The organism is Campylobacter ureolyticus (assembly GCF_027277485.1).
Classification (GTDB): Bacteria; Campylobacterota; Campylobacteria; order Campylobacterales; family Campylobacteraceae; genus Campylobacter_B; species Campylobacter_B ureolyticus_B.
In genome coordinates this window covers 68,844-94,357 of sequence record NZ_JAPXGQ010000006.1, presented here as the reverse complement: position 1 = coordinate 94,357, position 25,514 = coordinate 68,844, and the positions used below count along the sequence as shown (strand labels likewise).

Sequence of the window (25,514 nt, the reverse complement as noted above, 5' to 3'; positions counted from 1 at the left end):
TTTTTACCCTCTTTTATATTTATAATAAGCCGCACATGCTCCCTCGCTTGAAACCATACAAGAACCAAGTGGGTTTTGTGGATTGCAAACCTTTCCAAATACTTTACAATCAGGTGGATTTTTCAACCCCCTTAAAATTTCACCACAAATACAGGCTCTGTTTTCAGACTTGCTCTCAACACTACAATCAAAAATTTTCCTTGCATTTAAAAAATCAAACTCATCTTTTAGATCGAGTCCACTTTTTGGTATAACTCCAAGTCCTCTCCACTCAAAATCCACTTTTTTGAAATATTTATTTATTAAATTTATAGCTTTTTCATTCCCGTTTGGCTTAACAACTCGGTTGTATTCGTTATAAACTTCAAATTTATTTTCATTAAATTGTTTAACTAAATTTAAAATAGAATCCATTATATCAAGTGGCTCAAATCCACTTATGGCAATTGGTTTTTTATAAGTTTTTGCAATATCTTCGTATGGTTTTGAACCAATTATAACACTTACATGACTTGGTCCTAAAAATGCATCAATTTTTACATTTTCATCATCTAAAAGAGCTTTAACTGGTGCTGGAACGGTAACATGATTTATATGAAAAAAAAGATTTTTAAGATTTAAATTTATTGCTTTTTCTATGACAACTGCACTCATTGGTGTAGTTGTTTCAAAACCAATAGCAAAAAATATCACATTTTTATCTGGATTTTTTAATGCTATATTTATCACATCAAGTGGAGAATATAAAGCTCTTATATCATGACCTTTGGCCCTTTGTTTGGCAAGAGTTGTATAACTTCCTGGCACTCTTAACATATCAGCCAATGTTGTAAAAATGATATCTTTCATAGAGGCAAGCTTTATGGCCTCATCAATACTATGACGAGGCATAACACAAACTGGACATCCAGGGCCGTGGATAAATTTTATATTTTCTCCGACTAATTTATCAATACCAAATTTCATTATAGAGTGTGTGTGCCCACCACAAATTTCCATTATATTAAGTGGTTTTTTTGAATTTTCAATTATTAGTTTTGATAAATTTAAAATATGAGTTTTATCTCTAAAGTCGTTTATTAAATCCATTTTTTACTCTATTTTCATATTTGATAGTCCCATATCACCATCACTTTGATCAATTGTCCCATCTTCCATCTCTTTTGCAATTTTTTTATAAAACTCCAAACTTTCAAGAGCTGCTTTTGTATCTATTTTTTCCATTGCAAAGCCAACATGGATTAAAACATATTCGCCTGGTTTTACAGGCTCGCCAATAAGATCTAAACTAACACCTCTTTTAACGCCTAAAGTTTCAACTGTAGCAAAGTTGTTTTCATCTACTTCTAAAACTTTTGATGGTATGCTAAGACACATTATCTAAACTCCATTTTAAATTTCAGATAATCAAGCCATTTTTCAAAGCCCTCACCAGTAACACTGTCAAGTTCAATAATATCAGCTTTTGGATTAAGCTTTCTAACTGAGTTAATAACCTCTTTTGTATCAAAGTTAAAATATTTTTTAACACTTGATTTTGTTATGATAACTAAATCTGCAGCTCTAAACATAACAGGATATTTTTCAACTTTATCACTTCCCTCTGGTGAGCTTAAAAGTACTACATTTATGTGAGATCCAACATCATAGCTTGCAGGACAAACTAAATTTCCTACATTTTCTACAAAAACTAGATTTAAATTTTCAAGTGGCAAGTGATGAAGTCCTTCATGTACCATAACTGCATCTAGGTGACAACCCTGCCCTGTTGTGATTTGATATGCTGATGCACCTGCTTTTATGATTCTATCGGCATCACGGTTAGTTTCTAAATCTCCTTCAACAACACCTATTTTAAATTTGCTTTTTTTAATTGTATTTTCTAAAAGTGTTGTTTTTCCAGCTCCTGGACTACTCATTAAATTTATGCAAAATATCCCTTTTTCATCAAGGTGAGCTCTGTTATGGTCTGCTTCTTTGTCATTCTTAGATAAAATTTTAGATACAACTTCAACAGTTGATTTTGTATCTTCGTTATGTTTGTGACTTTCACAACCGCAATCTTTGCACATAGTTTTCTCCTTTATTTAGTAAAAACCAAATCATCTGCCCTAAGGCAATTCCACTATCATTTGTAGGATAAGTTTGATTAAAATAGTATTTTATCCCATTTTCTTTCAATTTGGCTATTAAAATTTCAACTAAAATTTTATTTTGAAAAACTCCACCACTTAATATTACATCAAGTTTTTCTTTTATTGAAATTTTAATAATCAAATCCACTAAGCCATTTATAAACTTACTTATAGAAACTTTTTTATCGCTTTCTTTTAAAGCATTTAAAAAAGCATCTTTAAATATTATTTTTTCATTTTCAATTTCAAATTTATAACTTTCTTTACAACTCTTATCATAAAATTTCTCCATTATCATGCCAGCTTGTGCATCATAGCTTATCTTGCTTACTCCAAAAATAAGCGAATAAAATGCATCAAAAACTCTGCCAAGTGATGAAGTATAATATGAGTTTATCTCTTTTGTGTAAATTAAATTTAACTTTTTTTCTAATTTTGGCTCAATATTTAATAATTTTGTATCAATATCATATTTTTTAAAAATTGCATAAGCTAAGCGATAAATTTCTTTTATGCTTTTATCACCACCAAGGAGTAAAAACTCATCAAAATGGTATTTTCTACTATATTTATATCCATTAAAAATAAAAACTTCACCACCCCAAATTTTAGCGTTATCCCCATATCCTGTGCCATCAAAACAAAATCCCAAATATTGTTTATCTGAATTTTTATTTGATTTTGTTAAATCATCACTGAAATTTTCATATAAATTAGAAATCAAATGCGCATAATGATGCTGGATATTATAAATTTTATAACCTTTTTCTTTAAAATATTTTGTGTGTAAAAAGCTTGGATGTTTATCAGCTATAACTGCATCAAATTTTAAATCATAACTTTTTATAAAAAGATCAAGCATTTTTTTAAAACGTTCAAATGTTGCAACATTTTTAAGATCTCCAATATATGCAGATATAAAAATTTGAGAGTTTTTATATATAACAAATTGGTTTTTTAGTTCGCTTCCGATGGCTAAAAATGTGCCTTTGACTTTGAAATTTGTTAGAAAAATCTTTGGATTTATACCCCTACTTGTGCGAAGATAAAAAGCTTTTTCATCTATAATTTGTACTATACTATCATCGCTTGGATTTAAAATTTCTCTATCATTATCAAGCACATAATCAAAAACATTTCCAAGTTTTTTATAAAGGTTATTTTCATTTGAAATTATAGGTTCGCCACTTAAATTTGCACTAGTTGCGATAATTGGGTTTTTAAAATACTCAAAAATAAGTAAATTTAGTCCAGTTGGGGCTAAAAAAATACCGATTTTATCCAAATTTGGAGCTAAATTTGATGGAATTTTTGATGAGTTTTTAAGTTTTAAAATAACAATTGGTTTTATTTCACTTTCTAAAATTTCTGCTTCTTTTTGCGAAATTTCAGCTATTTCTAAAGCCATTTTTAAATCTTTGCACATTATAGCAAACGGTTTTTTAGGACGATGTTTTAACTCTCTTAGTTTTTGTATGGAGTTTTTGTTAAATGCGTCACAAACTAAGTGAAATCCGCCAAGACCTTTTATAGCAAAAATAGCTCCATTTTCTAGCAAATTTGCTACTTTTTTAGCTAAGTTTTCAAAATCATTTTTATCTAAAATTTTGGCTTGATTATCTTTTAAGATTAAGCTTACACCGCATTTCTCGCAGCTAATTGGTTGAGCGTGAAAACGACGATTTAGTGGATTTTCATACTCGTTTTGGCAAGTTTGACACATTTTAAATTTGCTCATTGTTGTATTTGCTCTATCATAAGGAAGTTTTTTTATGATAGATTGTCTTGGTCCACAATTTGTGCAGTTTATAAAAGGATAATGAAAAAATCTGCTATTTTTATCATAAAATTCACTTTTACAGTCATTGCAAATTGCAAAATCAGGCAAAATTGGACTAAATTTAGAAGTATTTTTTGAAGATGTTATCTTAAAATCATTGTAAGAAATTCCTGAAATTTTAGTTTTTATTATCTTATCTATCCTAGCAAGTGGTGGAAGATTTGTTTTTAACTCATGTTCAAAATCTAAAATGCTATTTTCATTGCCTGACAAAAAAATTTTAACACCTTGGCTATCGTTATAAACTTCGCCAAAAAGCTTATGCTTTAAAGCTAAAGAATAAACAAAAGGTCTAAAACCAACACCTTGAACTAAGCCAAAAATGCTAAATTTATAGCACATTTAAACTCCAAAATATTTACTAAATTTTACACTTTTATTTTTACTAAAAACATTTAAAATTAAATTTGAAATCAATCTTTCTTCAAATAAATCACCGGTTAAAAAAGCATTGTCAAATTCTAAATCATCACTAAAATCACTTAAAAAATAAGCCAAACTTTGAACTATACCAAAAGATAGAATTTTATCACTTACTCCAGCAAGTTTAAAACTCATTGCACTTTTTATAAGTTTTATAGTATCAAATTTAGAATTTGATATAAGGTAGTCAATACTCGGACCTTTTTTTCCAATAAAATCTTTTGCATTTGTTATTAGATATGATGCATCTTTACCAAATAAAATTTTTGAAGAGATGTCAAAAATAGCATAAAAACTTTGTGAGTTATTGATTTCACCATTTGGAAAATTATATTTTTTATTGAAATTTTCAAAAAGTTTTTTTCCTATTTCATCTTTTGTTATAGCCTCTTTTATCTCATCATAGCTTTTAAATTCACTAAATTTTAAAAAATTTATCGAATTATTGTTTTGGTAAAGGGTTATATTATCCATTCCAAATTTAGTTAAATAGATATTTAAATTTTTATCATTAAAAGAGTTGTATTCATCACAAATAAGTCCAAATTTTGATAAATTAGAGTATCTGTTTTTTTTCAAGATTAGTTTTTCATTGCTACTTAAAAAAAGATTATTATTAGTAACTAAAATTTCATTATCTAAAACAGATGCTTTAATTAAAATTTGACTTTTAACGCTTACAAAATTAATATTTTCTTCATATAACCTATCTAAAAGAGCAAATATAAAAAAATCACTTGCGGCTTTTATATCAAAGAAAGCAGGAGCATTTTCGTGATTTTTTCTAAAAACTGCATTTATCTTTAAATTTATAAGTGGTTTTTCATAGCTTGATAATGCGATTAAGCTTTTTTCATCTGCTATAAAAAGCGAACTTATACTTTTAAAGCTTGTTGGCATTAGATAATTTGCTTTAAAATTTACACCGCTTTCAAAATATAATTCATTGTTATTTCCATCTTTTAACAGTAGTGTTTTATTATGTAGCAAGTTTAAAAAACAAAATTCTAAAAGTTCTTTATAATTTTTTTCGTCTATTTTGATAAATTCATTATCTTTTAAAATAGAAATTTCACTAAAGATATTATATTCATTTTTTAAATTTTCGGTGTGATTTACATAGTTTTTTACAACACTTGGAGTTAAATTCGAAAAGCTTGAATTTGGAATTTCAATGTTTGTATTTGGCATTTCATCTACTACTTCAACTTCGCTTTTTTGTAAAAAAATAGAATTTGGTATTAAAATCATACTTTCATCGCTAAATTTTAAAAGATCTTTTTCTTCTCCTTTTACAAATAGGGTTAAAATATCGCCCTCTTTTGTGATTGAATAACTTAAAGAACTTTTTTTAGCATAAAATTCTAAAAAATAAGCTAAAAAATTATTTTTATTTGTATAGTTAAATTTAAAAGCTATTATCATATTTTATTTTTTCCTATCTCATCAAACTCATTTGCTATATCTTGAATGGTTAAATCATTGATTTTTTTTACTTCAAAACCTAAACTTTTAAAGTAATTTAAAGAAGTTTTTTCCATAACTTTAACTGAGTTTTTAAGTTCATCACTTATAGTAAAAGCTAAAGGTTCAACTCTTTTTGGAATAACACCTAAGATTTTAGTTGATGGTAAATCGCCTGCTAATTCCATCATTTGCAAAGTTTGAAGCATTTCAACTTCATGAGCTGAGCCACTCCACTTTATCATTTTTGGCATATCATCATAGCTAAAAAAATAGACATCGCCTACTTTGCCATCATCAGCCTCAATACAATCAACTAAAAAAATATGGTCATATTTTGCCATTATAAACATCAAAAAATTTGCTAATGTTCCACCATCCATAAAAGTTATCTCATGTTCATTTGAGATAAATTGATAGTTTTTTTCAAGTAATTTTACAAAATGTACTCCGATACCTTCATCGGAGTACAATACATTTCCTATTCCTAAAACTAAAATTTTCATTTTAGTGATTTTCTTCTGGAAATTTATAGCCGCTTATTACAGCGTCCATTCCGCCATTTCTACCCTTAACAGCGTTAAATACAGCCATATAAATATGAGCAACTATAAAGATTATCAAGACATTCATGCATATGTGATGAATTGCTCTTACATTTGCAAGTCCACCCATCCATACTTCAACAGGTCTTAAAATATCGAAAATTGCTCCACCAAAACCATGATGATAAACATGCATATATAAAATAAGTCCTGTAAGTATTAGTATAAAAGCTACCGCATAAAACATAATATAAGCAATAAATTGCAAAGGATTATAAACTCCTTTTAAGTGTGGATGCTCATCTGTTAAATAAAGATAATATTTAATCTGCTCAAACCAAACCTTAGGGCTTAAAAAGTCTTTTATACTTACTCTTTCTATGTGGCTCATCTTATCAAATATAAAAATATAAGATTTATAAATAACAGCAGCTATCATTACAAATCCAGCAACTATATGAACAAATCTCCATTTTGCCTGCAAAAATAGCACAGGTTCATCACTAACCATTGGGCTTTGAAACACAAAAGATATATAATATCCGCTAATTATTAAAAGCATAATAGCAAAAAATCTAACCCAGTGACTTAAACGATATCCTATGCTAAATTCATACTCAGCCACTCTTTTATTTTCTTTTTTCATACTATTTCTCCTTTAAATATTAGGATTTACCTTATAAGCACCAAGCTCATTTCCCTTAGTATCCATCACATGAACTGCACACGCAATACATGGATCGTATGAGTGTATTTTTCTTATAATTTCAAGAGGTTGTTTTAGATCAGCTATTTTAAGACCAATTAAGCAAGCTTCATAAGATCCCATTTTACCATCTTTATCTTTTGGAGATGCATTCCAAGTTGATGGAACAACCGCTTGCCAGTTTTTAATAACACCTTTTTCAATTCTACACCAATGGCTTAACGCTCCTCTTGGAGCATTTCCTATATAGCGACCTTTATATTCTTTTTTATTGTCAATTTTGTATTTAGCACAAGTTTCTGTGTCGCCTGATTTAATATTTTCAACTAAATTATTAAATGCTTTAAGTCCATGAGTTGCAATGACTTTAGCTTCAAGCATACGACAAGCTGTTCTTCCAAGAGTTGATAAAACTGCTTCCAATGGAAGTCCTGCATCTTTTAAGAATTGATCAACGATAGGAACTACAAATTTATTCCCTTTTGCATAACTAACACAAATACTTGCTATAGGTCCTACTTGAATAGGTTTTCCATCATATCTTGGAGCTTTAATCCAGCTATATTTACCTTTTATATCAAATACTTTTGTATCAACCATCTCACCTTGAGCATTCATTGTTTTTTCAGTTTTAAATCCTGTATAATTTGGATCTTGAGCACCTTCATAAGGATGAAGAGGGGCATCGTTTTTATACCAAGCATGAGTTGCTTCTTCTGTTATTTTGCTTTCATCAAGCTCATAAACTTTTGATAAATCACCATTTAAAATAATTCCACTATCAAATAAAAATTCATTTTTACTATAAGGAAGCTCTTCATGAGACCATAAATTTGGTGTTCCAACATCATTTATAACGCTTGGTTCATTACCATAAGCTCTTGCAGCCATTACTATATCTGCATAATATGCTCTATTTACAAAATCAGCAACTTCATTAAATTTGGTTAAATATTCACCTAATCTTGAAGGACTCAAAATATCCATAACAGAAGTAATTCCACCTACTACTAAACTTTGTGGATGTGGATTTTTAGCACCAAATATTGCCATTAGCTCAGCTGCTGTTCTTTGAATTCTCAAACACTCTAAATAGTGGCTTAATGCAATTAAATTTTGTTCAGGTGTAAATTTGTAAGTAGGATGTCCATAATATGCATTTGCAAATGGTCCTAAATTTCCCTTATCTACAAATTTCTTAACTCTATCTTGAACGCTCTTTAAATGATCTGCTCCACAAGCATAAGGAGTTTCACAGTATTTAAAAGCTTCTTCGCTAGCTTTAAACACATCAGCACTTAATGCACTTACTACATCAACCCAATCAAGTGCATGTAGTTGATAAAAATGCACACAATGATCATGAAAAAACAAAGCGTTAGTCATTAGACTTCTTGTTAAAACAGCATTTAGTGGTGGTTTTATGCCAAGTGCATCTTCAACTGCTATAATTCCTGCCTTATAATGAGAGTAAGTACAAACTCCACAAATTCGTTGCATAAAAAGTCCTGCATCTCTTGGATCTCTTCCTTTTACTATAGTTTCAAGACCTCTCCAAAGAGTTGAGCCTGAGTATGCGTCAGTTACCACATTATTTTCATCAACAACAACTTCGACTCTTAAATGTCCTTCTATTCTAGTAATTGGATCTACTACTATTCTTTCGCTCATTATTACTCTCCTTTATTTTTCTTAAATGAACCAACTGCTGCGTGAGCTGCAATAGCAACTCCTGCAACTGCTAAAACACCTATTCCTATTTTATCAGCTGTTGCATCTGCTCCAAGTCCACCAAAAACACTTTTATATAATCTATCTGCTAAAGGTTCTTCAAGTGGCCCCATTGTATCCCAAAAATCAGGTTCTGAACAACCTATACAGCCATGTCCTGCTTGTATCGGCCAAGAAGTATGAGAGTTAAATCTCTCTTGTGAACAGTTGTTAAATGTGTATGGTCCTTTACAACCTACTTTATATAAGCAGTATCCATCTTTTGCGCCTTGATCACCAAAGTGCTCTACAAACTCACCAGCATCAAATCTTCCTCTTCTTTCACAAAGATCATGAATTCTAAGTCTATATGCCCATTTTGGTCTATTATATGAATCAAGTGCAGGAAGTGTTCCAAATAGTATATAATTCAATACATTTCCAACTATATTTTTCTCACTTGGAGGACATCCAGGTATATTTATAACTGGTTGATTGACTATCTTGCTAAGTGCTTGAGAGTTTGTTGGATTAGGATAAGCTGCTTGAATACCACCAAAGCTTGAACAGGTTCCAATCGCAAAAATAGCTGCAGCATTTTTAGAAGCTATCCTACAATGCTCTGCACCAGTTGTTCCGTGTGGTCCAACTGTTAAAAAATACTCACTTGTTCCAGCAGGAATTCCACCCTCAACCATCAAAATATATTGACCTTTGTATTTTTCTATGGCTTGCTCTAAATTTTCTTCAGCTTGCCAACCACTTGCTGACATTATAGTTTCATGATATTCAAGTGAAATATAATCAAATATTAAACTATCAATACTTGGTGTTGCTGTTCTTAATAAACTTTCACTACAACCTGTACATTCAGCCATATGTAACCAAATAACAGGAAGTCTATCTGCTAACTCAGCTGCCTTAGAAACTGCAGGTATAAAAGCACTAGTAAGACCAAGAGTTGCTGTCATAGCTCCAGCCCATTTCATAAAATCTCTTCTTGAAAGACCATTTTCTTCAAGAGTCTGTATGATAGAGCCTTCCTTTATTTTAGGCAATTTTTCAACTTCATTAAGCCTTAAAGTTATTTTTTCTAATAACTTATCCTTTACCATCACATCTCCTTTTTCTTAAAATATGTTCGGTTTTTAAATCTTTACAATTTTACAACAATTTAAAAGATTTTACCTTAAATAATAAAATTAAATTTTATTTTTAAACATAAATTCATCTTTATTATAAGAAAAAACTTATATCTTTCTTAAATAAAATCTTTAAATTTTGCATATTATATGTGAATTTGTATAAAATTTCATAAATTTAACTATATATATTTAGTATTATTTATAAGAAAAATATATTAAGTGATAAATTAGAAACTTTTAAAGATATTGGTTAAAGAAGTTATGAATATTGTTTTTAAGGGAAGATAAATCTTCCCTTAAAGTATTTTAAAACTTATAATTTAGTCCTAAATTAAATGTTTGGTTGTTATATTTATCTCTAAACTCTCCTACATAAACAACATTTTATATTGAAGTTTTGAGCTATAGTGTTAAAATTTAAAGCACTTAAATCAAATATTATTTAATTTTTCAATAGCTCATTGGCCGCTTTTAGTCCTAAATCATAAGCTTTTATATTTGCTTCTTTTACTTTTTCAGGCACGCTTCTTAACATTTCATTTCTAACAAGTTCTTTATCCATAACTTTTGTAAAGCCAACCGCAATCCCAAGAGCCACAACACTTTGAGTTATTACATTTCCAACATCATCTTTTGCAATTGAAATAATAGGAATTTCATAAATTTGCCATTTTTTTCTATCTTCACTGCTTGGACTTACCAAATTTGGCTCAACTACAATAACTCCACCTTCTTTTACATCATTTTTAAAACTATTAAAACTAACTTGTGCTGTTGCTATCATAAAATCTATATCATCAGCATATGGATATAAAATCTCATCATCACTTAATATAATATCAACCTTTGTAGGACCACCCCTAACTTGAGAAGTATAGGTTGATGCCTTTACGCCAAAACCACCTGCTTTTATCTTTGCAGCTGCTAAAATCTCACCTGCTAGTATAACTCCTTGTCCACCAACTCCTACAAATCTAAGTTTTGTTGTCATACTATCTCCTTAAAGTCGATTTTAGTTTTATTTTGCGCGGCCTCTATAACCTTAGCATAGGCTTTTGTATATTCAAGGTGAGAGTTATCTTCGTGCAAAACTCCAAGTGGGAAAAGCCCTACTTTTTCTTCATCGCTTAATTTATCATATTTTATTTTATTTACTGTTATGTTTTCAATCCACTTTATCATATCAGTAGCTTGTGCCATTTTGTTTTTTCTACCTAAATTTATATGACAATTCGAAAAAATATCAAAAAAAGCATACCCGTCATGACTAAAGCCTTTTACTAAAAGTTTTACTAACACATCTGCGTTTATTATCGTCTGTCTTGCTACAAATGTCGCCCCTGCTCCAATTAATAAATCAGTTGCATTAAAACTTGGATCTATATTTCCTCTTTGTGCAGTAACTGTCCAAAAGCCCTTTGGTGTTGTTGGAGATGTTTGAGAATTTGTAAGACCATAAATGAAATTATTTATTAAAATATGCTTAATACCTATATTTCTTCTTGCAGCGTGAATTGTATGGTTTCCACCAATTGCAAGACCATCTCCATCTCCTGTTACAACAATAACATTTTTAGTTGGATTAGCTAGTTTTATACCTGTTGCATAAGCTAATGCTCTTCCGTGCGTTGTATGAACAGTGTTACAATTTATATACGAGCTCATTCTTCCACTACATCCTATGCCACTTACTACACAAACATCATCTAAATCCCAACCAATAGCATCAATAGCTCTTATAATAGCCTTTAAAATCACACCATCACCACATCCCCAACACCAAAGAGTTGGAAGTTTATCGGTTCGTAGATATTTATCATAATTAAATGCCATTATTTCACTCCTTTGATTTCTTTTACTTTTTTAATAATCTCATTTGGACTAATTGGTCTTCCATTTGCTTTAAAAAGTGTGTGTAAATCATCTCTTAAACCACATTTTTGAATTTCTCCAAAATATTGTCCTAAATTTAACTCAACTACTAAGATATTTTTAAATTTATCGCAAATTTCTTTTATTTTTTTCTTACTACTTGGCCATAAGGTTAAAGGTCTAAACAGCCCAACCTTAATATCTTCTTTATTTAAAATTTCAATGGCACTTTTAACTGCTAAATTTACACTTCCATAAGCTATTATGCAAATTTCAGCATTTTCTAAGTTAAACTCTTCAAATTCACAAATTTCATCTTTATGTAAATTTATCTTATTAAAAAGTCTTTTAATATTATAATCAACTATCTCGCCATTTTCAGTTGGAAAGCCTGTATTTCCGTGATGAAGTCCTGTGATGTGATAATGATAACCTTTAAAGAAAGGATTTAAAACGGCAGGTTTATCAATATCTGCTTTATATGGCAAATAGTTGTTTTTTTCACCTTTAAACTCATCTCTTTTATATATTTTTATATCTTTAATATCTGGCAAAACAGCCTTTGCTTGCATGTGACCAAGTGTTTCATCAAGAAGTAAAAAAACAGGTGTCATAAATTTAGAAGCTAAATTAAAAGCTTTTATTGTAAAAGTATAGACTTCTTCTAAGCTTCCTGGTATTAAAGTTATGCTTTGATAATCTCCATGAGTTGGACTTTTAGATTGTAAAATATCACCTTGAGAAACTCGAGTAGGAAGACCAGTTGATGGACCTCCTCTCATAACATTTACAATAACAAGAGGAATTTCAGCTATAAATGCAAGACCAATTTGTTCTGATTTTAAAGAAATTCCAGGACCGCTGCTTGCTGTCATTGCTTTTGCTCCACTCATAGAAGCTCCAAGCGCAACTGAAATGCCAGAAATTTCATCTTCCATTTGAATAAAAGTTCCACCAACTTCTGGAAGCCTTACACTCATTTCATGAGCTATCTCACTAGATGGAGTTATTGGATATCCACCAAAGAATTTACAGCCACAATCAATTGCAGCTTTTGCCACTAAAGCATTACCGGTTGAGATAACTTCCACACTCATAATTCATCCTTTATTTTCATAAAATTATTTTCTTTAATAGCTCGTGAAAGTGCTCTTGCTTCTGGTGTAAGTTTTGCAAATTTAAAACCTTTATCAGCCACAAAAATAGCAAAATCAGGACAATGTGTTTCACAATCCCTGCAACCAATACAGGTTTTGTCATTTAATACTTCTATCATCATACCTTGAATAGCCTTTGGCTCATACCTCATAGCCAAAGTCCCACTTGGGCAGTAGCTTACACAGATATTACAAGCTTTACATCTACTCTCATCAACCCAAACAGCTTTTAAATTTTCCATATTTTTTCCTTTTTAGCCTAATACTTCTTTTAATTTTCTGCCAATATGAGCAGGGCTTTGCACTACATGAACACCAACTTTTTCTAAAGATTGCATTTTTCCTTTTGCAGTTGAATTATAATCACTTACTATAGCACCTGCATGACCCATCCTTTTACCTTTTGGGGCTGTAACACCAGCTATAAAGGCAACAACTGGTTTTGAAATTTTATCCTTTATGGTTTTTGCAGCTTCTATTTCTAAAATGCCTCCAATTTCACCTATTAAAACAATTGCTTTTGTATCATCATCTTTTTCAAACATCTCCAAAAGTTCACTAAATCCAAGTCCTATAACCCTATCTCCACCTATGCCAATAGCTGTTGAGATACCATATCCCTCGTCTAAAATTTGCTTTGCACCCTCATAGGTTAATGTTCCTGACTTTGAGATTAGACCTATATTTAAATTTGATTTTTTAAAAATATCTCCAGGCATAATTCCAAGTTTGCATTCATCCGCACTTATAATACCAGGTGAGTTTGGGCCTATTATTTGGGTACCACATTTATTTGCAAAATTTTTTGCTTTTATTATATCATTTAATGGGGCGTGTTCTGTGATAACAATACATAGTTTAATTCCAGCATTTGCAGCTTCTATAATAGCATTAGCCACAAACATAGCAGGAACAAATATAAGCGAAACACTAGCATTTGTTTTTTCAACAGCTTCTTTAACAGTGTTAAAAACAGGAAGTCCAAGGTGTGTAATTCCACCTTTAAATGGAGTTACTCCACCAACTATTAAAGTGCCATATTCAAGGCATTTTTGTGAGTGAAATGTTGCCTCTTTGCCTGTAAAGCCTTGAACAATAACTTTTGTAGATTTATCAATTAAAATACTCATTTAATATCCTTGTTAGACTCTTTGGAAAGTTTTACAGACAAAATAGCACCATCTTCTAAATTTTTTACAGGAATTAAATTTAAAATATTTGCTTTTTTTAAAATATACTCTGCTTCTTTTGCGTTTGTTCCATCAAGTCTTATAACAATTGGAATTTTAGGATTTATTAAATTTATTGCTTCTATTATGCCATTTGCAATCCTATCACATCTTACAATGCCTCCAAAAATATTTATAAAAATAACTTTCACAAACTCATCTTTTAGAATAATTTCAAATGCTTTTGCCACAGTATGAGAGCTTGCAAGTCCTCCAACATCTAAAAAATTTGCAGGTTTTCCGCCAGCAAAATTAATAGCATCCATTGTCCCCATAGCTAAACCTGCACCATTTACCATACATCCTATATTGCCATCTAGTTTTACATAACTTAAAGAGTGTTTTTTAGCTTCTATCTCAGCATTATCTTCTTCATCTAAATCCCTTAAAGCTAAAATTTCAGGATGTCTAAAAAGTGCACTATCATCAAAGCTCATTTTTGCATCAAGCACTAGAAATTCATCATCTTCATCTAGGATTAATGGATTTGTTTCTATCAAAACAGTGTCTTTTTGCATATAAAGATCATAAATTTTAGTTAAAATATCATGAAATTTGGTATATTTATCCTTATCAAAACCTAAAAATGATGAAATCTCTAAAATATGAAAATCCATAAGACCAATTTGTGGATCAATAAAAATAGCTTTTATAAGCTCTGGGTTTGAGCTTGATATCTCTTCTATACTCATTCCACCACTTGAACTTGCTATTAAACAAAGTTTTTGAGAATCACGATTAAACGAAAGGCTCAAATAAAACTCTTTTTTTATTTTACAGCCTTTTTCAATATATATTTTATTTACAACTTTACCATTTTTTCCAGTTTGTGGAGTGATTAGGCTCATTCCAATCATATTTTTTGCGTATTGTTCGACTTCATCTAGGCTTTTAGCAATTTTAACTCCACCTCCAAGTCCTCTTCCACCTGCATGAATTTGAGCTTTTATAGCCCAAATTTCACCACCTAGTTTTTTAGCATTATTAACTGCTTCTAAACTTGTTAGTGCAAGTAATCCATCAGCTGTTTTTATGCCAAATTCTTTGCAAAGTGCTTTTGCCTGATACTCATGGATATTCATTAAATTCCCTTATAAATTCTTTTTTAATTTTATAAAATTTGAAGTATCAACACTTTTATAAACTTCATTTTCTACTATCTTTTCAACACCTTTTTTGCTAAGCTTTATCTCTTTTCCAAAGCTTATCTCATTATCATCCAAAACAGAAGCAATAACATTTCCTCCATTTTTAATAGCTTTTATCATCTTAACAACAGCTGCTGCTGGCGCATAATATGCGGATGTGCCTAATAGTTTTGTTATATTTGCTCCAGCATTTATCGTTCCATCTTTTACAGTTTGAAATTCATCTTTTGTTAAATCTTGGCTAGTTTGAATTATCATCTCATCATTATGCATTCCAAAAACATTTATTTTTGCGTTAATTGGAGAAATATTTTTAAGCTTTGCTAAATTTAATTTTGCTCTTGCACTATCTAGTTCTCCTGCCATTCCTATGATTTTATTTTTATTAAAGCCGCTATTTTTATAACATGCATAAACCATTAAATCAAGTGGATTTGTAACAATTACAATAATAGCATTTGGAGAAAACTCAGCTATTTTTTTTGAAGTTTCCCCTACTATTGAGGCGTTTATTTTAGCCAACCCTTCTCTGCTTTGTCCTTCTTTTCTAGTAATTCCAGCTGTTATAACAACAATATCAAAATCTTTTAATTTACTATAATCAAGTGTAGAGTTTATTTTGATATTTTTATCTAAAATCACACTTAAAGTACTTAAATCAAGCATTTTACCAAGGGCAAGTTTTTCATTTATATCAATTAGTAAAATTTCACTTGCTAAATCTTGAGAAATTAATAAAGAAGCTATATTTGAGCCGATATTCCCAGCTCCGATTATTCCTACTTTCATACAATTATCCTATTATTTTATTTAAAGTTTTACTTGGTCTTAAAATTTCTTCAGCTTTTTTAGGGTCAAATTTATAATATCCTCCTAAGTCGGCACCTTTTCCTTGAACTTGTAAAAGTTCATCATTTATTATTTTTTCATTTTCTTTTAACTCTTTTGCTAAAATTTCAAATTCTTTTTTCAAATCAGTTTTTAAAAGCTCATCTGCAAAATATAAAGCTAAATAAAAATGACTATTTCTAGTATCAGGCTCTCCTACTTTTCTTTTTGGAGATTTGTCATTTTCTAAAAATTTACAAATTGCATCATCAAGTGCAGCACCAAGTATTTTGGCTTTTGGTTTATCTAAATATTTTAAACTCTGTGCTAAAGCCATAAATTCCCCTAAGCTATCCCATCTAAGGTGGTTTTCATTCAAAAGTTGTTCCGCGTGTTTTGGTGCTGAACCACCAGCTCCTGTTTCAAACATACCGCCACCATTTAAAAGTGGAACTATTGAAAGCATTTTTGCACTTGTGCCAAGCTCTAATATAGGATAAAGGTCAGTTAAATAATCTCTTAAAACATTTCCAGTTGCACTAATCGCATCTTTTCCACTTCTAATAATTTCATTTGTTTTTATAAGTGCATCTTTTGGTGCTAAAATTTCATACTCTTCATTGTATTTAATTTCATTTTTTATAATTTTTATTAAGTTATTATCGTGAGCTCTGCTTTTATCAAGCCAAAAAATAGGTTTAATATCTTTTTCTTTTGCTAAATCAAAAGCTATTTTTATCCAATTTTTTATAGCCTCATCTTTAACAGTTGTCATTCTAAAAATATCGCCTTTTTTAACTTCAAACTCAAAATATTTCTCTTTTTTATCAAAAACTTTTATTTTTCCATCTTCTTCTATAACAAAAGTTTTATCATGACTTCCGTATTCTTCAGCTTTTTTAGCCATTAACCCAACATTTGTAACACTTCCTATAATGCTTGGATTAAGTGAACCATTTTTCTTTAAGTCATTTAACATGCTTTCATAAACTACAGCATAAGTTTTATCAGGAATTACAGCTAAGCACTCTTTTAACTCACCATTTTTATCCCACATTTTACCGCTATTTCGTATCATTGCAGGAATTGATGCATCAATTATAACATCGCTTGGAATATGTAAATTTGTAACTCCTTTATCGCTATCAACCATTGCCAAATTTGGTCTAGTTTTACAAATTTCATCAAATTTAGATAAAATTTCATCTTTTAATTTGGAATTTTCAAGTCTTTCAAATAGATCTTTTAGTCCGTTGTTTTGGTTTATTCCAAGTCTTTCAAACTCAAATCCATACTCATTAAAAACTACTTTAAAAAACTCCTTTACAAAATGCCCAAAAATCACCGGATCACTTACTTTCATCATTGTAGCTTTTAAATGAACTGAATATAAAAGATTGTTTTGTAGAGCATAATCTAAACTTTTTTCAATAAATTTATCAAGTTCTTTTGCACTCATAAAAGTTGCATCAACTACTTCATTTTTTGAAATTCTTAAATCATTTTTTAAAATTTTTTCTTTTTTGTTATCGGCTGTAAATTTAATGGTTAAAGTTGTATCATTTTTAAATACAGTAGATTTTTCATTTGAGTAAAAATCTCCTTTATCCATATAAAAAATTTCAGTTTTTACATTTTTATTCCAAATGCCATTATTATGCGGATGAGTTTTAGCATAGTTTTTTACTGCTTTTGCAGCTGTTCTTATGCTATTTCCTTGTCTTAAAACAGGATTTACAGCGCTTCCTAAAACTTTTAAATATTTTTCTTTTATAGTTTTTTCTCCATCGTTTTTTGGCTCATTTACAAAATTTGGAACATTAAAACCTTTTTCTTGAAGCTCTTTTATACAAGCATTAAGTTGTGGAATAGAGGCTGAAATATTTGGAAGTTTTATAATATTTGCGTTTTTATCTTCTGTTAATTTTCCTAAAAAATTTAAATCATCACTAATATTTAAATTTAACTCATTGCTAAAAGCTGCTAGAACTCGCCCTGCAAGAGAAATGTCAACCATTTCTATGCTAACACCTGCTTTACTTAAAAAATTTTTAATTATTGGGTATAGTGAAAAAGTTGCTAAAGCTGGTGCTTCATCAGTATAGGTATAAACAATATCACTCATTCTTACTCCTTTTTTATTTCTATTATCATTTTATCAAATTTATCATAAAGTTAAAATAATAAATTTGTAATAAATTTTATCTTAAACATTACTTTAGATTTCTTTGTATATTAACTTGTTTTAAATGCTCACTATGTGTTTTTGTAAAAATATGTTTATTAGTTCTTTTATCACGCATAAAATATAAATATTCAGTTTTTACCGGATTTATAGCTGCATCAATTGCTTCAATGCTAACCATGCAAACAATTGGTGGAAGCCCGTCATTCAAGTAAGTATTAAATTTACTCTCATCATTTCTTATCCTATCAGGCGTGATTTTTATATGTGAAAATTTACCATAATTAAGAGTTCCGTCCATTTGAAGCCTCATACCTTTATCAAGGCGGTTATCAATAACTGAACTAACTATTTTCATCTCATCTTTATTTGCTGCTTCTTTTTGTATAACCGAAGCTTTTGCCAATATATTTTTCCATTCATCGGATTCTATGGTTTTATAATGCTCTTTTTCATAATTATTAATTAAATTTTTGTGTATTTTAAGTGAGTTTTTAACTAAAACTGAAATTAACTCTTTTTCATCATAACCTTTTGCTAGATGATATGTTTCAGGAATTAAAAAACCCTCATAAAACGGGGTAGTTTTATTATATTCAAGTTCTAATTTATTAAAATCAAGATTTTCTTTTTTTGAGATTTCTTCTAAAAAAACCACAGTTGTTTCGCCTGGTATTATTATGATATCACTCATAACAGGCTTTGCGGTAGTTAACTTATAAAAAAGATCGATTTTGGTTAAATTTTTATCTCCAAGGTCTAAATATCCGCTTTTTACAGTTCCAATAAATTCTAAAATTTTAGGATCAAATTTAGTTACATTTAAATTTTGATGTGATAGATTTGATATAATTTTGGTAGCACTTCCTTTTGGGATAAAAATTTCACCTTTAAAGGAGGTTTTGGCTGTTAAATCTGTCAAAATAGCAAGGATAAAGATGAAAATTATATCAAAAATAGCAAAAATTACTCTAACGATCGTAGTCATTTTAGCAATAATCCTTTCAGTGTTTTTTGTCATATTAAAAAACGGGATAAATATAGGAAATATCGACCGCGATAATATACATATCGAAAGATTATATATAAAATTTGATAAAAAGCTTATAATAAATGCAAAAAACTTAAAGATTAAAAAAAATTTAAACAAAAACGATGAAAAAAAAGAGTTTAGCGCTTTAGATTTAGATAAAATTTTTAGTTATATTGTATATTTAAATAGATTTTTTGAAGAGATTAATTTAGAAAATGTTGAGATTGGAAAAAACAATATAACTGCACTTTTTAAAGATAATATTTTTTATTTTGATACTGATTTTTTAAAAATAGATACAAAAATAATCCCTAAAGAAAATAGTTATGATATCGCAATAAATGAGCTTTCCTTTAAAGATTTCAATATAGTTATCGCAGGAAACGGATATATAAATTTAATAAATAAATTATATAGTTTTGATGGGTTTTTTTTAACACATGAAATAAATGGAAAGCTTGACTTTAGTATAAAAAATGGACTTTTAAAATATGAAATAAAAAGTGCAACCGCAACTAGCATTAAAAATTTTATGGATGAACTTGGTTTTAAAACAGGGATGGATCAACACTTAAAAGAGTGGATTTATGGAAAAGTAATAGCAAAATATTATGATATCAAATATCTAAATGGGATGATTGACATAGTAAATTTGGACTATAAACTAAATAAAATGAATGGTTTTGCAAAGGCTTATGATTTAAATGTAACATTTAATGAAAAACTTCCAAGTGCTGTTGTTAAAAGTGCCGATATAGCGCTTGAAAATGGAAATCTATATTTTGATTTATTTGAACCCACTTATCAAAACAAAGATCTAAACGGCTCAAAAGTTAATATTTTAAATATAATGGATGGAACAACAAAAATTATAGTCGATATAAAAACCAATAGTTTGGTTGATAATGAAGTTTTAAATTTATTAAAAGCTTATAATATCAATCTGCCAATTTTACAGCAAAATGGCAATAGTAAAACAGAGGTTTTATTACATATTCAAGCCCATCCTCATAAAATTGATGTTTTGGCAAATTCGGTTTTAAAAAACAGTGATATTTTAATATCAGGGGCTAAATTTAATATGCAAAATTTAGAAGTTCTAATAAAAAATTCTCAAATTGACCTAAATGCTTCAAATATTTCTAATAAAGAGCTTTTTAAAGCTTCAAATTTAAAAGGTAAAATTGACACAAAAGTCTCAAAAGCTAACCTTACTGCAAATTTTGAAGAGGTGTTTATAAATGATATTTTTAAAAGAAAAAATTTTAGTTCTGATTTAAAATTAGATTTTTCAAAACCAACAGTTTTACTTGAAATTCCAAAGTTAAATACAAAAATTAAATTCGATAAAACAAATGAAATTGAAGTTAGTAACTTAAAAGACTTGATTCAATATTCTAAAATCCTTACTGATTTAGGTTTTAAAAATGGCAATTTAGTAGTAAATACAAAAGATTTTAAAGACTACAAAATAAATATAAAAAACACTATTTTTGATCTACCTTTATACAAAAAAGATGGAAGTAAATATGATAGTGATGAAATTTATATCAATTATAAAAATGGTGAAATTTATGCAAATACAAATTATTTAAATTTTAAACAAAGCAAAAAAGATATGTATTTAGATATAAATAGGCTTGATTTTGAGTTAAAATATGACATAAATGCTTCATCGCAAACTAACTTTCCAAAAATAAATATAAGCGGAAATAATTCTGATATTATTTTAAAAGATATAAATAAAACTTTAAATTTAAGTAGCTTCAAAGGAAATTTAGACAATAAAAATATAAAATTTGATGCAAATTTAGCTCCACAAGGAAAGCTAACTCTTCAAATAACACCTGAAATTTTATCTGCAACTGGACTTAATCTAAGTTCTCAAAGTTTAAATAATTTTTTGAAATCAAAAAGCTTTGAAGGCGGGGAATTTAATATAAAAGTTTTTGGAAAAAGCATTGATGAGTTTAGAGGTGAAATTTTAATGAATGATACATATTTAACAGATTTAGTTTTATATCAGCAACTTTTATCTTTTTTAGATAGCATTCCATCACTGTTAAAGTTAAAAACACCAGATTTTAATAGCAAAGGTTTTAATGTAAAAAAAGGCAGAGTTATTTTTGTAAAAAAAGATAATATTATTTATGTACAAGCTATGGATTTTAAAGGTTCAACTGCTGATATGGGCGGAGTTGGAACAATAAATTTAAAAACAAAAGAAATTGATTTAGATATTGAGGTAAAATACTTAAAAGATGCAAGCTCAATTATTGCAAACATTCCTTTAGTAAATCAAATAATTCTTGGAAAAGATCGTTCTATTTCAACAGTTGTTAAGATAAGAGGAACTCTTGATAGTCCTAATTACTCAAATAAAGTTTTACAAGATGCTCTACTTTCACCACTTAATATTATTAAAAACACACTCGAGCTTCCTTTTACTTTATTTGAATAAAAAATGGTATAATTTTCAATATAAGATTTTTCAAAAGGACCAAATTTGAAATATAAGCTTGATTATAAAGACAGTGTTGAAAACTCGCTAATTTTTTGGCTTTGCAAATTTGTAAGATATAAATTAAGCTCTCTTTCAAATAAAGAATTAAAAGATCCAAAAGCTTTAAATAGTGTAAATTTACGCCTTATAAAAGGAGTTGAAAATTTTAAAGAACTTGATGGGCTTGTAAAAGAGGCAAGAAATGCTGGAATTACTGGGATTAATACATATTTTAATCCATTAAAAAAAGTTGCTAAAGCTATAATATATTATGAAATTACTAGTTTAAAAGAGATAAACGAGGAGTTTTTAAGTGAAATTTTAGCTAGCGTTACAGGCGGGCTTAGTGATGCAACTAAGAAAAATTATAGGATTGCAGTAATTAACTTTTTTTCATATTTAGACAAACAAAATGAAGAAAACGGGACTTCTCACAACTACGGAATTGAACTAAAAAACTGGGGTGGAGTAAGTGGAAGTGCTGGACAAAAACTGCCTGAATATATGAGTGAAGATGAGGTAAAAGAGTTTTTAGAGGCAATTGAAAAAAGTGATTTTAAGGCAAATGATCATAGAAATAAATTAATTATAAAAATCATAATTTTTACAGGAATTAGAGTAAGTGAAGCAATAAATTTAAAAGAAAAAGATTTTAGCGAAGATGGGGATTTATATGTGATACGAATACGAGGCAAAGGAAATAAATATAGGATTGTCATGATAAAAAAACATCTAATTGAAGAACACTTAATAAACTTAAAAATAAATTACCTAAATAAAGATGGATATTTATTTGTAAATGGGAAAGGAAAACCACTAACTCAGGCATATATCAGCCGTATCGTAGAGCAAATTTTATTTAAAGCCGGAATTAGAAAAGCTAAAAATGGTGCTCATATGCTTCGCCATACTTTTGCAACTATGCTTTATAAAAAACAAAAAGATTTGGTTTTAGTCCAAGAAGCTTTAGGGCATGCTAGTTTAAATACTTCTAGAATTTACACACACTTTAGTAGTGATAAACTAAGACTTGCTGCAAAAGTAGCTGACGATTTATCAAAAATAGAATGAAATTTTAGTAAATTTTAAGCTGGGCAGAAATTAAAATGAAGCATAAAAGCTGTTTTGGGTTAAACTAAGTAAAATTCAACCCAAATTTTATAGTTAGATTTAAAGTTTAATATATAAATTTATAAAAACAAATTTGTGTCTTTAAACTCATCTTTTAAAAACTCACTTATCTCATCAAATGTAAAAAATGCCTTAGGGCTTCCAAAAGAGTATGGAGCGATTTCATAAGGTGCATAGACAAAAGTTATGCCATAAGGATTTAGTTTAAAATTTTCAGTTATTTCAAATTCATTTTCTTCTATGTAAGCGTTTTCTTTAACTTTATCCCAAATTTTAAGTCTAAGTTTTTCATTTTTTACTAAAATTTCGTCAAGCGTAATTTTTTTACCTCTGTAAAATGTCTCATAAACAAGTGAATACATACCGTGAGCACCACCATTATGATTATAAAAAAAGTTTTCAAAAACATTAAAATTATCATTAGTGTAATAAATTCTCACTTTTTTTTCTGTTTCATAGGTAAAAGGAAAATCATCTTGTAAATCGCTAACAAATTCTAAAAAATAATCAAGCTCTTCTTTATAACTGCTTTTTAACTCATTTTCAATAGTTTTTTTATCACCTTGAAATAATAAATTTTTGCCGTATTTAAATTTTACATTACTACCATTGTCAAAAATGGAATTTAAGGCTAAAAAATTAAACTTTTTATATAATTTTAAAGATTGTAAATCGCCTCTTTTTTCAAAAATCAATCCATCATAAACAAAATTTATATTTATTTTTTCACCATCGTCATATATAAAATTTACTTCCGAACCATTAAAATTTTCAGCATTAAAAACATGCTCTTTATTGTCGTAGAAAATATGACCTTTTGTAGAATTTTCATCTAAATTTAGATAAATTTGAACTTTATCATTTTTATAAACAAAACTCACTTCATCTTTTATCTCCAAACTAAATAAAATCGCAACCAAACAAAACAGCCATATAAAAGCTCTCATAAATTCTCCTTTTTAGAAAATAAATTATTTGTAACTAAATTTTTGATTTCAGTCAATGACTTAACAAAAATTTTAATATATTATTGTTTAATTTTATTTAAAAGGAGAACAGATGAGCGATTTAGAAATGTTTTGTCATCAATGTGAAATGAGTGCTCCAAATGGCTGTGGCTCAAAAGGTCAAAGCAAAGGTACCTGTGGTAAAAATAGCACATTAGCAAATTTGCAAGATATGATGATTTTTGGATTAAAAGGAATGAGTGCGTATCGTCACCACGCAAACGAACTTGGTGCAAATACAAGCGAAGTTGATAAAGTCATAGCTGATACGCTTTATTTTACCTTGACAAATTCAAATTTTAATTTTGATGAGCATATCAAACAACTTTTAAAAGTTGGTGAGGCAGGAGTTAAAATAATGAATATATTAAGCCAAGCTCATACTAATGCTTTTGGCATTCCATCACCTGTTAAAATCACACAAAACAAAGCTTGTGGAAAAGCTATTTTAGTAAGCGGACACAACCTTTTTGCCTTAAAAAAATTGCTTGATGCTACTAAAAATAAAGGTATAAATATCTACACCCACTCTGAAATGCTGCCAGCTCACGCTTATCCAGAACTTAAAAAATATCCACATTTAAAGGGGAATATTGGCAAGGCGTGGTTTGATCAAACAAAACTTTTTAATGAGTTTAAAGGTGCGATTTTGATGACAACAAATTGCATAGTTCCACTTAGAAAAAGTTGCGAGTATAAAGATAGACTTTTTGGTTATAGTATCGCTGGAACAGATGGAATTAGGCATATTGAAAATGATGATTTTACACCACTAATTAATAAAGCTTTAGAATGTGATGATATAAGTGGCTTTCAAAGTGATGCTACTTTGGTAACTGGTGGGCATTATAAGAGCATTTTAAATATGTCCGATGAAATTTTAAAAGCTATAACTTCTGGTAAGATTAGAAGATTTTTTGTAATTGCAGGATGTGATGCACCTGGAAATGATAGAAATTACTATAGGGATTTGGCTCTAAGTCTGCCAAAAGACTGCGTAATTTTAACATCAAGTTGTGGCAAATTTAGATTTAATGATGTTGATTTTGGCTTAATAGAAGGCACAAAAATTCCAAGATATATTGATTTAGGGCAGTGCAACGACAGCAACGGTGCCGTTAAAATCGCAACAGCACTAAGCGAGGCGACAGGAATAGCTATAAACGATCTTCCAATTTCCATAGTTTTGATGTGGATGGAACAAAAAGCAGTTATTATTTTAATTGCGTTATTGTATTTAGGCGTTAAAAATATCCATATAGGACCAAGTTTACCTAAGTTTATAAATGACGAAATACTTGATTTTTTAGTGAAAAATTTCAATCTATCTTTAATAAGTGGTGATGCCAAAGCAGACCTAGTTAAATTTTTGAAAAACTAACAGTATAGCTTAAATTTAGAATAATACATAATATAATGCGTAAATTTATACGCATTATATCTTTGTGAATTT

At 29.0% G+C, this 25,514-nt stretch carries 22 protein-coding genes; 3 read left to right on the top strand and 19 right to left on the bottom strand.

Features of this window, described 5'->3' with window-relative positions; translation table 11 throughout:
• Window positions 1–3: 3 nt before the first annotated feature.
• The 18 genes from hypD to mltG all read right to left on the bottom strand — a co-directional run bounded on the left by hypD (window position 4) and on the right by mltG (window position 19,309).
• Window positions 4–1,089 (bottom strand): hydrogenase formation protein HypD, encoded by a 1,086-nt coding sequence (gene hypD / locus O6B72_RS04605; RefSeq protein ID WP_269492358.1) that lies wholly within the window; start codon window positions 1,087–1,089, stop codon window positions 4–6.
• A gap of 3 nt (window positions 1,090–1,092) precedes the next feature.
• Window positions 1,093–1,377: a HypC/HybG/HupF family hydrogenase formation chaperone gene (locus O6B72_RS04600; RefSeq protein WP_016647009.1), complete on the bottom strand. Its 285-nt coding sequence runs from the start codon at window positions 1,375–1,377 to the stop codon at window positions 1,093–1,095.
• Window positions 1,377–2,072, bottom strand: coding sequence for a hydrogenase nickel incorporation protein HypB (gene hypB / locus O6B72_RS04595; protein WP_016647008.1), 696 nt, complete (start codon window positions 2,070–2,072; stop codon window positions 1,377–1,379). Before hypB ends, O6B72_RS04600 begins: the two co-directional genes overlap by 1 nt.
• Complete coding sequence (gene hypF / locus O6B72_RS04590; RefSeq protein ID WP_269492357.1) at window positions 2,050–4,317, bottom strand: carbamoyltransferase HypF; 2,268 nt, start codon at window positions 4,315–4,317, stop codon at window positions 2,050–2,052. The genes hypB and hypF overlap by 23 nt, the downstream gene beginning before the upstream one ends.
• Window positions 4,318–5,823, bottom strand: coding sequence for a hypothetical protein (locus tag O6B72_RS04585; RefSeq protein WP_269484718.1), 1,506 nt, complete (start codon window positions 5,821–5,823; stop codon window positions 4,318–4,320). It abuts the gene before it with no gap.
• Entirely contained in the window at window positions 5,820–6,368 is a 549-nt protein-coding gene (locus O6B72_RS04580) for a HyaD/HybD family hydrogenase maturation endopeptidase (protein ID WP_101636655.1), read from the bottom strand. Before O6B72_RS04580 ends, O6B72_RS04585 begins: the two co-directional genes overlap by 4 nt.
• Before the next feature lies 1 nt (window position 6,369).
• Window positions 6,370–7,053 carry a Ni/Fe-hydrogenase, b-type cytochrome subunit gene (gene cybH, locus O6B72_RS04575; RefSeq protein ID WP_018713092.1) on the bottom strand — a complete coding sequence of 228 codons (684 nt, stop codon included), beginning with the start codon at window positions 7,051–7,053 and terminating at the stop codon, window positions 6,370–6,372.
• Between the two features lie 12 nt (window positions 7,054–7,065).
• Window positions 7,066–8,784: a nickel-dependent hydrogenase large subunit gene (locus tag O6B72_RS04570; protein WP_269484717.1), complete on the bottom strand. Its 1,719-nt coding sequence runs from the start codon at window positions 8,782–8,784 to the stop codon at window positions 7,066–7,068.
• 2 nt (window positions 8,785–8,786) lie between these two features.
• Window positions 8,787–9,938 carry a hydrogenase small subunit gene (locus O6B72_RS04565; protein WP_269492356.1) on the bottom strand — a complete coding sequence of 384 codons (1,152 nt, stop codon included), beginning with the start codon at window positions 9,936–9,938 and terminating at the stop codon, window positions 8,787–8,789.
• Window positions 9,939–10,410: 472 nt separating this feature from the next.
• Entirely contained in the window at window positions 10,411–10,959 is a 549-nt protein-coding gene (locus tag O6B72_RS04560; RefSeq protein ID WP_024961714.1) for a 2-oxoacid:acceptor oxidoreductase family protein, read from the bottom strand.
• Window positions 10,956–11,801 (bottom strand): 2-oxoglutarate ferredoxin oxidoreductase subunit beta, encoded by an 846-nt coding sequence (locus O6B72_RS04555; RefSeq protein WP_269492355.1) that lies wholly within the window; start codon window positions 11,799–11,801, stop codon window positions 10,956–10,958. The genes O6B72_RS04560 and O6B72_RS04555 overlap by 4 nt, the downstream gene beginning before the upstream one ends.
• Window positions 11,801–12,937: a 2-oxoglutarate synthase subunit alpha gene (locus tag O6B72_RS04550; RefSeq protein WP_101636658.1), complete on the bottom strand. Its 1,137-nt coding sequence runs from the start codon at window positions 12,935–12,937 to the stop codon at window positions 11,801–11,803. Before O6B72_RS04550 ends, O6B72_RS04555 begins: the two co-directional genes overlap by 1 nt.
• Window positions 12,934–13,239 carry a 4Fe-4S dicluster domain-containing protein gene (locus tag O6B72_RS04545; RefSeq protein ID WP_269492354.1) on the bottom strand — a complete coding sequence of 102 codons (306 nt, stop codon included), beginning with the start codon at window positions 13,237–13,239 and terminating at the stop codon, window positions 12,934–12,936. Before O6B72_RS04545 ends, O6B72_RS04550 begins: the two co-directional genes overlap by 4 nt.
• Before the next feature lie 12 nt (window positions 13,240–13,251).
• A complete protein-coding gene (gene sucD / locus O6B72_RS04540; RefSeq protein ID WP_258298477.1) occupies window positions 13,252–14,127 on the bottom strand; it encodes a succinate--CoA ligase subunit alpha in 876 nt (291 codons plus the stop codon).
• Complete coding sequence (sucC, locus tag O6B72_RS04535; protein ID WP_258298478.1) at window positions 14,124–15,308, bottom strand: ADP-forming succinate--CoA ligase subunit beta; 1,185 nt, start codon at window positions 15,306–15,308, stop codon at window positions 14,124–14,126. The genes sucD and sucC overlap by 4 nt, the downstream gene beginning before the upstream one ends.
• 9 nt (window positions 15,309–15,317) lie before the next feature.
• On the bottom strand, window positions 15,318–16,163 hold the full coding sequence (locus tag O6B72_RS04530) for a lactate/malate family dehydrogenase (RefSeq protein ID WP_269492353.1): 846 nt from the start codon (window positions 16,161–16,163) through the stop codon (window positions 15,318–15,320).
• Between the two features lie 4 nt (window positions 16,164–16,167).
• Window positions 16,168–18,327: an NADP-dependent isocitrate dehydrogenase gene (locus tag O6B72_RS04525; protein WP_050334652.1), complete on the bottom strand. Its 2,160-nt coding sequence runs from the start codon at window positions 18,325–18,327 to the stop codon at window positions 16,168–16,170.
• Between the two features lie 88 nt (window positions 18,328–18,415).
• A complete protein-coding gene (gene mltG / locus O6B72_RS04520) occupies window positions 18,416–19,309 on the bottom strand; it encodes an endolytic transglycosylase MltG (protein ID WP_269492352.1) in 894 nt (297 codons plus the stop codon).
• Between the two features lie 16 nt (window positions 19,310–19,325).
• Here mltG and O6B72_RS04515 point away from each other — a divergent pair, with 16 nt between their 5' ends.
• Together O6B72_RS04515 and O6B72_RS04510 are read left to right on the top strand one after the other, a co-directional pair.
• Window positions 19,326–21,881: a YhdP family protein gene (locus tag O6B72_RS04515; RefSeq protein WP_269492351.1), complete on the top strand. Its 2,556-nt coding sequence runs from the start codon at window positions 19,326–19,328 to the stop codon at window positions 21,879–21,881.
• Window positions 21,882–21,926: 45 nt separating this feature from the next.
• Window positions 21,927–22,994, top strand: a complete 1,068-nt coding sequence (locus O6B72_RS04510) for a tyrosine-type recombinase/integrase (RefSeq protein WP_269492350.1) — start codon at window positions 21,927–21,929, stop codon at window positions 22,992–22,994.
• Window positions 22,995–23,113: 119 nt separating this feature from the next.
• On the opposite strand, the gene O6B72_RS04505 is transcribed toward O6B72_RS04510, so the two are convergent.
• Window positions 23,114–24,001, bottom strand: coding sequence for an RsiV family protein (locus O6B72_RS04505; RefSeq protein WP_269492349.1), 888 nt, complete (start codon window positions 23,999–24,001; stop codon window positions 23,114–23,116).
• Between the two features lie 112 nt (window positions 24,002–24,113).
• Between O6B72_RS04505 and hcp the strand changes: the two genes are divergently transcribed.
• Entirely contained in the window at window positions 24,114–25,442 is a 1,329-nt protein-coding gene (hcp, locus tag O6B72_RS04500; protein WP_269492348.1) for a hydroxylamine reductase, read from the top strand.
• The last annotated feature ends 72 nt before the right edge of the window (window positions 25,443–25,514 follow it).

Excerpts from the sequence above, each read along its gene's own strand:
- hypB (WP_016647008.1), bottom strand. The coding sequence starts at position 2,072 with ATGTGCAAAGATTGCGGTTGTGAAAGTCACAAACATAACGAAGATACA.
- sucD (WP_258298477.1), bottom strand. The coding sequence starts at position 14,127 with ATGAGTATTTTAATTGATAAATCTACAAAAGTTATTGTTCAAGGCTTT.
- O6B72_RS04570 (WP_269484717.1), bottom strand. The coding sequence starts at position 8,784 with ATGAGCGAAAGAATAGTAGTAGATCCAATTACTAGAATAGAAGGACAT.
- O6B72_RS04515 (WP_269492351.1), top strand. The coding sequence starts at position 19,326 with ATGAAAATTATATCAAAAATAGCAAAAATTACTCTAACGATCGTAGTC.
- O6B72_RS04530 (WP_269492353.1), bottom strand. The coding sequence starts at position 16,163 with ATGAAAGTAGGAATAATCGGAGCTGGGAATATCGGCTCAAATATAGCT.
- O6B72_RS04580 (WP_101636655.1), bottom strand. The coding sequence starts at position 6,368 with ATGAAAATTTTAGTTTTAGGAATAGGAAATGTATTGTACTCCGATGAA.
- O6B72_RS04555 (WP_269492355.1), bottom strand. The coding sequence starts at position 11,801 with ATGGCATTTAATTATGATAAATATCTACGAACCGATAAACTTCCAACT.
- O6B72_RS04505 (WP_269492349.1), bottom strand. The coding sequence starts at position 24,001 with ATGAGAGCTTTTATATGGCTGTTTTGTTTGGTTGCGATTTTATTTAGT.
- O6B72_RS04525 (WP_050334652.1), bottom strand. The coding sequence starts at position 18,327 with ATGAGTGATATTGTTTATACCTATACTGATGAAGCACCAGCTTTAGCA.
- O6B72_RS04560 (WP_024961714.1), bottom strand. The coding sequence starts at position 10,959 with ATGACAACAAAACTTAGATTTGTAGGAGTTGGTGGACAAGGAGTTATA.
- hcp (WP_269492348.1), top strand. The coding sequence starts at position 24,114 with ATGAGCGATTTAGAAATGTTTTGTCATCAATGTGAAATGAGTGCTCCA.
- cybH (WP_018713092.1), bottom strand. The coding sequence starts at position 7,053 with ATGAAAAAAGAAAATAAAAGAGTGGCTGAGTATGAATTTAGCATAGGA.
- O6B72_RS04585 (WP_269484718.1), bottom strand. The coding sequence starts at position 5,823 with ATGATAATAGCTTTTAAATTTAACTATACAAATAAAAATAATTTTTTA.
- hypD (WP_269492358.1), bottom strand. The coding sequence starts at position 1,089 with ATGGATTTAATAAACGACTTTAGAGATAAAACTCATATTTTAAATTTA.
- O6B72_RS04600 (WP_016647009.1), bottom strand. The coding sequence starts at position 1,377 with ATGTGTCTTAGCATACCATCAAAAGTTTTAGAAGTAGATGAAAACAAC.
- sucC (WP_258298478.1), bottom strand. The coding sequence starts at position 15,308 with ATGAATATCCATGAGTATCAGGCAAAAGCACTTTGCAAAGAATTTGGC.
- O6B72_RS04550 (WP_101636658.1), bottom strand. The coding sequence starts at position 12,937 with ATGAGTGTGGAAGTTATCTCAACCGGTAATGCTTTAGTGGCAAAAGCT.
- hypF (WP_269492357.1), bottom strand. The coding sequence starts at position 4,317 with ATGTGCTATAAATTTAGCATTTTTGGCTTAGTTCAAGGTGTTGGTTTT.
- O6B72_RS04545 (WP_269492354.1), bottom strand. The coding sequence starts at position 13,239 with ATGGAAAATTTAAAAGCTGTTTGGGTTGATGAGAGTAGATGTAAAGCT.
- O6B72_RS04565 (WP_269492356.1), bottom strand. The coding sequence starts at position 9,938 with ATGGTAAAGGATAAGTTATTAGAAAAAATAACTTTAAGGCTTAATGAA.